The sequence below is a fragment of the Caulobacter sp. GW821-FHT12D05 genome (genome assembly GCF_058807295.1).
Genome location: NZ_JBXAQO010000004.1, coordinates 820,517 through 829,531 on the forward strand (window position 1 = coordinate 820,517; position 9,015 = coordinate 829,531).

The 9,015-nt window shown below is 68.6% G+C and carries 14 protein-coding genes; 8 read left to right on the top strand and 6 right to left on the bottom strand.

Annotation, left to right across the window (positions count from 1 at the left end; genetic code table 11):
* Positions 1-21: 21 nt before the first annotated feature.
* Genes hisB through AC1RRR_RS22090 form a run of 5 tightly spaced genes read left to right on the top strand, consistent with a single transcriptional unit; the run spans position 22 to position 3,093 of the window.
* On the top strand, positions 22-612 hold the full coding sequence (hisB, locus tag AC1RRR_RS22070; protein WP_492816106.1) for an imidazoleglycerol-phosphate dehydratase HisB: 591 nt from the start codon (positions 22-24) through the stop codon (positions 610-612).
* 9 nt (positions 613-621) lie between these two features.
* On the top strand, positions 622-1,263 hold the full coding sequence (gene hisH / locus AC1RRR_RS22075; RefSeq protein ID WP_492816108.1) for an imidazole glycerol phosphate synthase subunit HisH: 642 nt from the start codon (positions 622-624) through the stop codon (positions 1,261-1,263).
* Positions 1,251-1,985 (top strand): 1-(5-phosphoribosyl)-5-[(5-phosphoribosylamino)methylideneamino]imidazole-4-carboxamide isomerase, encoded by a 735-nt coding sequence (gene hisA / locus AC1RRR_RS22080; RefSeq protein WP_492816110.1) that lies wholly within the window; start codon positions 1,251-1,253, stop codon positions 1,983-1,985. The genes hisH and hisA overlap by 13 nt, the downstream gene beginning before the upstream one ends.
* The gene (gene hisF, locus AC1RRR_RS22085; protein WP_454718573.1) at positions 1,985-2,761 is read left to right on the top strand and encodes an imidazole glycerol phosphate synthase subunit HisF; all 777 of its coding nucleotides are present in this window, start codon (positions 1,985-1,987) and stop codon (positions 2,759-2,761) included. Before hisA ends, hisF begins: the two co-directional genes overlap by 1 nt.
* Positions 2,758-3,093, top strand: a complete 336-nt coding sequence (locus AC1RRR_RS22090; protein WP_492816112.1) for a phosphoribosyl-ATP diphosphatase — start codon at positions 2,758-2,760, stop codon at positions 3,091-3,093. The genes hisF and AC1RRR_RS22090 overlap by 4 nt, the downstream gene beginning before the upstream one ends.
* A 4-nt stretch (positions 3,094-3,097) precedes the next feature.
* Here the strand turns inward: AC1RRR_RS22090 and AC1RRR_RS22095 are convergent, their stop codons facing one another.
* Genes AC1RRR_RS22095 through timA form a run of 4 tightly spaced genes read right to left on the bottom strand, consistent with a single transcriptional unit; the run spans position 3,098 to position 5,781 of the window.
* Positions 3,098-3,412, bottom strand: a complete 315-nt coding sequence (locus AC1RRR_RS22095; RefSeq protein ID WP_492816114.1) for a hypothetical protein — start codon at positions 3,410-3,412, stop codon at positions 3,098-3,100.
* Positions 3,409-3,984, bottom strand: coding sequence for a Smr/MutS family protein (locus AC1RRR_RS22100; protein ID WP_492816116.1), 576 nt, complete (start codon positions 3,982-3,984; stop codon positions 3,409-3,411). Before AC1RRR_RS22100 ends, AC1RRR_RS22095 begins: the two co-directional genes overlap by 4 nt.
* Position 3,985: 1 nt before the next feature.
* Positions 3,986-5,152, bottom strand: coding sequence for a murein transglycosylase A (gene mltA / locus AC1RRR_RS22105; protein ID WP_492816118.1), 1,167 nt, complete (start codon positions 5,150-5,152; stop codon positions 3,986-3,988).
* Positions 5,152-5,781, bottom strand: a complete 630-nt coding sequence (gene timA / locus AC1RRR_RS22110) for a TIM44-related membrane protein TimA (protein WP_492816592.1) — start codon at positions 5,779-5,781, stop codon at positions 5,152-5,154. The genes mltA and timA overlap by 1 nt, the downstream gene beginning before the upstream one ends.
* A 126-nt stretch (positions 5,782-5,907) precedes the next feature.
* Between timA and secB the strand changes: the two genes are divergently transcribed.
* Complete coding sequence (gene secB / locus AC1RRR_RS22115) at positions 5,908-6,396, top strand: protein-export chaperone SecB (RefSeq protein WP_492816120.1); 489 nt, start codon at positions 5,908-5,910, stop codon at positions 6,394-6,396.
* Between the two features lie 60 nt (positions 6,397-6,456).
* Here the strand turns inward: secB and AC1RRR_RS22120 are convergent, their stop codons facing one another.
* Positions 6,457-7,143, bottom strand: coding sequence for a response regulator transcription factor (locus AC1RRR_RS22120; RefSeq protein ID WP_454718745.1), 687 nt, complete (start codon positions 7,141-7,143; stop codon positions 6,457-6,459).
* A gap of 75 nt (positions 7,144-7,218) precedes the next feature.
* On the opposite strand from AC1RRR_RS22120, the gene AC1RRR_RS22125 reads away from it, so the two are divergent.
* Positions 7,219-7,725: a L,D-transpeptidase family protein gene (locus tag AC1RRR_RS22125; protein WP_492816122.1), complete on the top strand. Its 507-nt coding sequence runs from the start codon at positions 7,219-7,221 to the stop codon at positions 7,723-7,725.
* On the opposite strand, the gene AC1RRR_RS22130 is transcribed toward AC1RRR_RS22125, so the two are convergent.
* On the bottom strand, positions 7,722-8,375 hold the full coding sequence (locus AC1RRR_RS22130) for a YggS family pyridoxal phosphate-dependent enzyme (RefSeq protein ID WP_492816124.1): 654 nt from the start codon (positions 8,373-8,375) through the stop codon (positions 7,722-7,724). The two genes, AC1RRR_RS22125 and AC1RRR_RS22130, sit on opposite strands and share 4 nt — an antisense overlap.
* Positions 8,376-8,389: 14 nt before the next feature.
* On the opposite strand from AC1RRR_RS22130, the gene AC1RRR_RS22135 reads away from it, so the two are divergent.
* A complete protein-coding gene (locus AC1RRR_RS22135) occupies positions 8,390-9,013 on the top strand; it encodes a thiamine phosphate synthase (protein WP_492816126.1) in 624 nt (207 codons plus the stop codon).
* The last annotated feature ends 2 nt before the right edge of the window (positions 9,014-9,015 follow it).

A 9,015-nucleotide genomic window follows, 5' to 3' on the forward strand; every position in this document is an offset into this window, starting at 1 on the left:
ACTAAGGACTCAAGGACACTCATGGCCCGCACCGCTGAAGTGGTCCGCGAGACGAAGGAGACCCAGATCCGGGTCTGGATCGATCTCGACGGGACCGGCGTCTCGACGATCTCCACCGGCATCGGTTTCTACGACCATATGCTGGAGAGCTTCGCGCGCCACGGCGGCTTCGACCTCAAGGTCGAGACCAAGGGCGACCTGCATATCGACATGCACCACACGGTCGAGGACACCGGCATCGTGCTGGGCCAGGCGATCAACAAGGCGCTGGATGGCTTCAAGGGCATCCGGCGCTTTGGCGCGGCCTATATCCCGATGGACGAGACCCTGACGCGCTGCGCCATCGATCTGTCGAACCGGCCGTACCTGATCTGGAAGGTCGAGTTCAAACGCCCCAAGGTCGGCGAGATGGACACCGAGCTCTTCAAGGAGTTCCACCACGCGTTCGCCATGAACTGCGGGGCGTGCATTCATCTGGAAACGCTGTACGGCGACAACACCCACCATGTGGCCGAAAGCGGCTTCAAGGCCCTGGCCCGGGCGCTGCGTCAGGCGGTCGAGATCGACCCGAAGACCGGCGGCCAGGCGCCGTCCACCAAGGGCGTGCTGTAAGGATACTCCATGCAGACCGTCGCCCTGATCGACTACGGGTCGGGCAACCTGCGTTCGGCCGAGAAGGCCCTGCGTGAGGCGGCCCGCCGCTCCGCGCTCGACGCCGACATCGTCGTCACCGCCGATCCCGACCTTGTCGCCAAGGCCGATCGCGTCTTCCTGCCCGGCGTCGGGGCCTTCGCCTCGTGCCGCGCTGGCCTGGACGCCACCGGCGTCTACGAGGCGATGAACCAGGCCGTCCACGGCCGCGGCGTGCCCTTCATGGGCATCTGCGTCGGCCACCAGCTCCTGGCCACCGAAGGGCTGGAGTTCGGCGTCACCCTCGGCCTCGACTGGATCGGCGGCCAGGTGAAGAAGCTCGAGCCTTCGGATCCTTCGCTGACCATCCCGCACATGGGCTGGAACGCCATCACCTTTGCCCGCGCTCATGCCCTGTTCCAGGGCATCGAGGACGGCGCTCACATGTACTACGCCAACTCGTTCGCCCTGAACGCGGCCGACCCTGCCGACATCGTCGCCACGACCGACCACGGTGGTCCGTTCACGGCGGCGGTGGCCAAGGGCAATGTCGCGGGCGTACAGTTCCACCCCGAAAAATCACAAAGTGCCGGGCTCGCCCTGCTCGCCAACTTCCTGGAATGGCGCCCATGATCCTCTATCCCGCCATCGACCTGAAGGACGGCCAGTGCGTGCGCCTGCTGCACGGCGACATGGAGAAGGCCACGGTCTTCAACACCTCGCCCGCCGACCAGGCCCAGCGCTTCGTCAAGGACGGCTTCTCGTGGCTGCACGTCGTTGACCTGAACGGCGCCATCGAGGGCAAGTCGGTCAACACCGCCGCCGTCGAGCAGATCCTGGAGTCGATCTCCATCCCCGTGCAGCTGGGCGGCGGCATCCGCACCCTGGAAGGCGTCGAGGCCTGGATCGAAGCGGGCGTGTCCCGCGTCATCCTGGGCACCGTGGCCGTGCACGATCCCGAACTGGTCAAGAAGGCCGCCCGCCTGTGGCCCGAACAGATCGCCGTGGCCGTCGACGTCCGTGACGGTAAGGTCGCCATCGACGGCTGGACCGGCCTGTCGGACCTGTCGGCCATCGACCTGTCGCGCCGCTTCGAGGACGCCGGCGTGGCCGCCCTGATCATCACCGACATCAGCCGCGACGGCGCCCTGACCGGCGTCAACGTGGAAGGCGTGGGCGAGCTGGCCGACGCCGTCTCGATCCCGGTCATCGCCTCGGGCGGCGTGGCGGCCGTGGCCGACATCGAGCGTCTCAAGGCCCGCAAGGGCGTCGAGATCGCCGGGGCCATCCTGGGCCGCTCGCTCTATGCCGGCACGATCAAGCCGTCCGAAGCCCTGATCGCGGCGGCCGTCTGATGCTGAAGACCCGGATCATTCCCTGCCTCGACGTGAAGGACGGGCGGGTGGTCAAGGGGGTCAATTTCGTCTCCCTGCGCGACGCCGGTGACCCGGTGGAGCAGGCGCGGGCCTATGACGCCGCCGGCGCCGACGAGCTGATGTTCCTGGACATCACCGCCTCCAGCGAAGGCCGCGGCCTGATCCTGGACGTCATTTCGCGCACGGCCGAGGTCTGCTTCATGCCCGTCTCGGTGGGCGGCGGCGTTCGGCAGGTGTCGGACATGCGCCGCCTGCTGCTGGCCGGGGCCGACAAGGTCTCGACCAACACCGCCGCCGTCGAGAACCCCGACCTGATCGCCGGCGGCGCCGACGCCTTCGGCAGCCAGTGCGTGGTCGTGGCCATCGACGCCAAGCTGCGCGAGGACGGCTCGGGCTGGAACGTCTGGACCTATGGTGGCCGCAAGGACACCGGCCTCGACGTCGTCGACTGGGCCGCCAAGGTGGTCGAGCGCGGCGCGGGCGAGATCCTGCTGACCTCGATGGACCGCGACGGCGCCAAGATCGGCTATGACATCCCGCTGCTGAAGGCCGTGACGGGCGCGGTGAACGTGCCGGTGATCGCTTCGGGCGGCGCGGGCAAGACCGAGCACCTGGTCGAAGCCGCCCGCGAGGGCCACGCCGCCGCCGTGCTGGCCGCCTCGATCTTCCACTTCGGCGAGATCAGCATCGGCGAGGCCAAGCAGGCCATGGCCGACGCCGGCATCCCCGTGCGCCTGGACCGGAGCGCCGCATGAGTCGCCCCATTAGCCGTTTGGCCGAGGTCCTGGACCGCCTGGCCGCCACGATCGAGGCCCGCAAGGGCGGCGATCCGTCGGTGTCCTATACCGCCAAGCTGCTGAACGACCCCGCCTTGGCGGCCAAGAAGCTGGGCGAGGAAGCGGTCGAGACCGTGATCGCTGCTGTGGCCCAAGGGCCTGAGGCTCTGGCAGCCGAAAGCGCCGACCTGCTGTACCACTGGCTGGCCCTGATGGCCGCCTCGGGCGTGTCGCTGGACGCCGTGGCCGAGAAGCTGGAAGCCCGTGAGGGCAGGTCCGGCATCGCCGAGAAGGCATCGCGGAAAAACTAGCCGCTTAGGCCGGCTCCGCCGTCCTGACGATATTGATGAGAGCGAGATCACCGCCGCAGGTCGCTGACGCGCACCACACATCCGTAAGCGTGGCGAGCGGCGTTGGCGGACTACGCATGCCAAGCGCCTCATCAATGATGTCGATATCCTCGAGCGCACTCTTGGCGATGACGTGGGAAGCACGTCGGATCGGCTTCTGCTCGATCATGTACGCAGCCCAGGCTCGCAGGGCTTCGATCTCGTCGGCAGCGCGAACCTGGCTGGCGTATGTGCCGCCTCGAAAGTCGCAGAACACGGTGTAGAGCCCCAGCGCCGTCACGGACCAACCTTCCGCTTCAGCGCCACATAGAGCGCCCCTTCGCCGCCGTGCCGCTGGTCGGCGGTCGACACCCCGGCGATCATCTCCCGCACCGCAGGCCCCGCCAGCCATTCTGGCGTGCGCTGCTTGAGCACCCCGTGGCCGACCTTGCCCTTGCCGGTGATCACCAGCACGGCGCGGTGACCGTCGTCATAGGCGCGGCGGATAAACCCCTCCAGCGTCGCCCGGGCCTGGTCCTGATCCAGGCCGTGCATGTCCAGGCGCGCGCCGATCGGGTCGTGCGACTTGACGATGCGGCGCTTGCGGTTGGGCTCGATGCGGTCGGGCGCGTATTTCAGGGTCTTGGCCGGAACCGGCTTCAGCTCCTCGGGCGCCACGCGCAGGGGGGCGATCGAGACCAGTCGGGTCGGCGGGTCGGCCGGCATGGCCGTGGCGGCCTTCAGCGAGGGCCGGATCCGGGCCTTGGACCGCATCTTCTCAGGCGCGACCGGCGCGCGGGGCGTCACGGTCGAGGCGACGAGCTTCCAGAGGCGCTTGTCATCCTCAGGTGCGGGCGGCGGCTTCTTGGCCACGCTACGACCGGGGAACCAGCCGATACAGGCGCAGGGCGTGGCGCACGCGGCCGGCCTCGGCCCCGGCGGCGGTCCCGCTGCCCATATAGAGATCGGCGCGGACCTCGCCCTTGATGGCCCCGCCGGTGTCCAGCGCCACGGCCAGGCGGCGATAGGCCGGGAAGGCCCCCGCCAGCTTGGGCGCGGCGGCGTCCAGCCAGTAGAGCCCGCCATAGCCGTGCTTGCTGGGGTCGACGGCGATGGCCCGGCCGGCCGGCAGCGGTACGCCGGCGGCGCCGACGGCTTCCTTGCCGTCATCGGCGGCCATCTTGAAGAACACGTAGCGCGGGTTCAGCTGCATGATCGCGTCGGCTTCCGGTCCGCGATGCGCGGCCAGCCAGGTGCGGATCGCATCCCCGGAGGTGTTGTTGTCGGGCAAGAGGCCCTGGTCGCGCATGGCGTTGGCGATGCCGACGAACGGCTTGCCGTTATGGCCGGCGAAGGCCGCGCGCACCCGGCGACCGTCGGGCAGGACCAGAATGCCCGAGCCCTGGATCTGCAGGAAAAACAGCTCTTCTGGCCGCATCCAGGCCAGGGGCTTGTCGGTCGGGACGGCCTCGATCTCGGCGCGGGCCGGATAAGGCACGAAGGTCGGGCCTTCGACATGGCCGGTGATCTTCTTGCCCACGAAGCCGGGCTCGAAGGCGCCCAGGTCCAGCACCACCAGGTCGGCCGGCAGGCCGCGCACCGGGGCGGTGAACTCGGCGTTGCGCGACATCCGCGCCTCGTACTGCGGGGCGAAATAGGCGGTCAGCAGGCCTTCGTCACCGACGGGCTCGGGCCGGAAATTGGCTTCGAGGAAGGCCCGCGCGCCCTGTTCGTCCTGGATCACGGTCGCCTTGGCCAGGCCGCAGACGCGGGCCAGGGCGGGATCCTTGGCGACCCCGCAACCGGCGCGGAAGGCGTTCAGGGCCGCCAGGTGGTCGTCTTCGCTCCAGCCAGCCAGGCTGGAGAACGACATCGCCGTCGCCGGCAGGGTCGTCGAAGGCGGCGGCGGGACCGTCGTGCTGGGCGGAGGCGGGGTCGGCCCCGTCGCGATCGGCGGCGGAGGCGTGACGGCGCTGGCGCAAGCGCTCAGCAGCAGACCCGCCAGGATCAGCGGCGCAAAGGGGGTCGAAACGCGGGTCATTACGCCTCGGCGGCGGCGACGTAGGTCAGGAGCCAGTTCGGATTGGCGCTCTTGACCTCGCGCTCGAAGGTCCAGAGCTCGGCGGTGCGACGATCGTCGACGCCTTCACCGCGCTCGTCCTTGGTGCGGGTGCGCACCTCGGCCAGGATCCGCACCACCGCCTTGGCGAGATCGCCCACCACGTCGACCTTTTCCAGGTCCAGGCGCGGCGGGGTCAGGAACTCGACCTTCTCGCTGCGGCCGGCGGCTTCGCGCGAGGCCATGGCCTGCTCGAAATTGTCCATCACCTCGGTGGCCAACAGGGGCTTGAGCGTCTCGCGGTCGCCCTCGGCATAGGCCGTGACGATCTGCTCGTAGGCCGCGCGGGCGCCGGACAGGAACTTGGTCGGGTCGAAGTCGGGTTGCTTGGACTTGATCGCCGCCAGGTCCTCGGCGCGAACATTGGGCAGGGCGTCGAGCACGGTCCCGTTGGCCGGCTTGATGGTCTTGTCGACGACATCCTCGGGCTGACGGCCCACGCGGCGGCCCAGCGTGGCGTACAGCTGGTAGAGGACGACAGCGGCGACCGCGGCGAGGAACAGGATCTGGAGCACTTCAACGTCCGTTGACGGGCTTTTGGCCCAGCGAATGGTGTCTATATAGGCGAGACGCGTTCTCCCGTCAGGCGCCTGGCGTTGCGCCAGACGGGCCCTCATGGTAGCAGCGCGCACCTTTCTTACAGGCGTTCTAGAACGCTGATTACGGATTTTATCCTAATGACCGACACCACTGCCCCCGTGGGGACCCCGGAAGAGGCCGCTGGGCAATCGGGCATCCGCATCCTGGCCCAGTTCGTCCGTGACTTCTCGTTCGAAAATCCTCTGGCCCCCGACAGCCTGCGCGCCGGCGCGGCCCAGCCCGCGATCGACATGGGTGTCGAGATGAACGCCCGCGGCCGTCCCGATGGCCTGTTCGAAGTCGACCTGAAGCTCTCGGCCCGCGCCCTGCGCGACGAGCAAGCCGTGTTCCACGTCGAAGTGGTCTATGGCGGCCTGTTCCACATCGAGGGCGTGGCTGAAGCCGACCTCGAGCCGGTGCTGCTGATCGAGTGCCCGCGCTTCCTGTTCCCGTACGCCCGTCGCCTGATCTCGGACGTCACGGCCGAAGGTGGCTTCCCGCCCTTCCTGATCGACCCGATCGACTTCGCCGGCGTCTACGCCGCGCGCAAGGCCCAGGCCGAAGGCCAGCCGATCGGCAACGCCTAAGTTTCTGGCGTTCCCTGCGAATACAAGAAGGCCCGGTCATCGCTGACCGGGCCTTTTTCTTTACGGCTGCAGGCGATACCCGCCCATCTCGGTGATCAGGATCCGCGCCACGGCCGGATCGGGCTCGATCTTCTGGCGCAGACGGTAGACGTGGGTTTCCAGCGTGTGGGTGGTGACGCCGGCGTTGTAGCCCCAGACCTCGGTCAGCAGCTCCTCGCGCGACACGGGCTTGGAGCCGGCGCGGTAGAGGTACTTGAGGATGTTGGTTTCCTTCTCGGTCAGCCGCACCTTCTTCTGCTTTTCGTCGACCAGGAGCTTGGCGGACGGGCGGAATTCGTACGGGCCGATGCGGAACAGCGCGTCTTCCGAGGCCTCGTAGCTGCGCAGCTGGGCGCGGATGCGGGCCAGCAGCACGCCGAAGCGGAAGGGCTTGGTGACATAGTCATTGGCCCCGGACTCCAGGCCCAGGATCGTGTCGCTGTCGCTGGCGGCGGCCGTCAGCATGATCACCGGGGCCGTGACCCCGTTCTTGCGCATCAGGCGGCAGGCCTCGCGGCCGTCCATGTCGGGCAGGTCGACGTCCAGCAGGATCAGGTCGGGCTTGATCTCGCGAGACACCCGCACGCCCTCGCCGGCAGTCGAGGCTTCGTTGACCGCGAATTCCTCGTGCAGGGCCAGTTGCTCGGCCAAGGCGCCGCGCAGGTCATCGTCGTCGTCGATCAGCAGAAGGGTCTTGCGTTGCGCCATAAGGGGAAACATGCACCGCTGCGGCCCCTCGGGACAACCCCGTGAAGGTTCATTAGTCTGAGGAGTAGGTCGTCCATGCTGTTTCGCGCCCATGCCGACGGTCGTTTCGAGCTGGACGGACGGATCCTGTGTTGCGCGATCGGCAAGGCTGGCGTGATCGCGGGCGCCGACAAGCGCGAGGGCGACAACAAGAGCCCGCTGGGGACCTGGATCATGCGCGAGGTCTGGTACCGGCCCGACGTCTATCCGGACGGTCCGACGACCGCCCTGCCGATTCGAGCGACGCAGGAGCAGGACGGCTGGTGCGATGCGCCGGGCGATCCGAACTATAATAGACCTGTGAGACTGCCCTACCCGGCCAGCGCCGAGCGGATGTGGCGCGACGACCCTGTCTACGACCTGGTGGTCATCCTGGGCCATAACGACGACCCGCCGGTTCCGGGCATGGGCTCGGCGATCTTCATGCACCTGGCGCGGGAGGGTTATCCCGGCACAGAGGGTTGTGTTGCGCTAGAGCGGCCGGATATCGAGGCGGTGCTGGCGGCCGCCAAGCCGGGCGACGCCGTGGAGATCGTGGCCTAGCCGTAGTTCCGGCTGCCGAAGATCGCCGACCCGACCCGCACCGAGGTCGCGCCCTGCGCGATCGCGATCTCGAAGTCGTCGCTCATGCCCATCGACAGCTTCTCGACCCCGTTGCGCGCGGCGATCGCCCGCAGAGCGGCGAAATGCGGCGCGGGGTCTTCGTCGAAGGGCGGGATGCACATCAGACCCTCCACCGTCAGGCCATAGGTTCCCCGGCAGGCGGCGATGAAGGCGTCGGCGTCGGCGGGGGCGACGCCCGCCTTCTGGTCTTCCTCGCCGATATTGACCTGGACATAGAGGCGCGGGGCCTTGCCAGCCCGCTGGATCTCGTCGGCCAGCACGCGGGCCAACTTTTCGCGGTCCAGGGTCTCGATGACGTCGAAGAAGTTCACCGCCTCGCGGGTCTTGTTGGTCTGCAGCGGGCCGATCAGGCGCAGTTCCAGGCCTTCGCGGCGATCGCCCCAGCGTTCCATGGCCTCCTGGACGCGGTTCTCGCCGAACACCCGTTGGCCCGCCTCGAGCACCGGTGCGACGTTCTCCCAAGGCTGGGTCTTGGACACCGCCACCAAAGTGACCGATCCGACCTTCCGGCCGGCTCGGTTTTCGGCGGCTCCAATGCTAGCCTGGACGATAGCGAGAGCATGCGACATCGGGGGGTGTGGCCTTGGACGGAAACGTGAGCGAACTGGAAGTCCTGTCTAGTGCGGCGACGGCCTTTCCGCCAAGGACCGCGCGCGGCAAGACGCTGCCGGCCCTGCTGTTCTTTACCGATCCCGCGCGGGTTTCGAACCCCGAAGCCGTGGCCGAGCGGCTGCCGGCTGGGGCTGGGATCGTCTTCCGGGCCTTTGGAGCCGAGGACGCGGTCGATCAGGGCCGCCGCCTGCGGGCCATCGCCGACGCACGCGGCCTGATCCTGCTGGCCGGCGCCCACGCCAGCCTGGCCGAGGGCATCGGCGCGGACGGCTTGCACCTGCCCGAGGCCAGCGTCGCCGCGATCCCGCGCCTGCGCGCCGAGCACGCCCGCTGGCTGATCACCGCCGCAGCCCATGATGTGCTCGCCGTTCAAGCGGCTGAGCGCGCGGGCGCCGATGCAGTCGTGGTCTCGCCGGTCTTCGCCAGCAACAGCCCGTCGGCGGGCGAGCCGCTGGGCATCGAGGGCCTGAAGGACCTGGTCGGGGCGACGGCCCTGCCCGTCTACGCGCTGGGCGGCGTACGGGCGCGCACCGTCACGCAGCTGATCGGCAGCGGAATCGTCGGCATGGCGGCGGTCGAAGCGCTCGCCGGCTGACG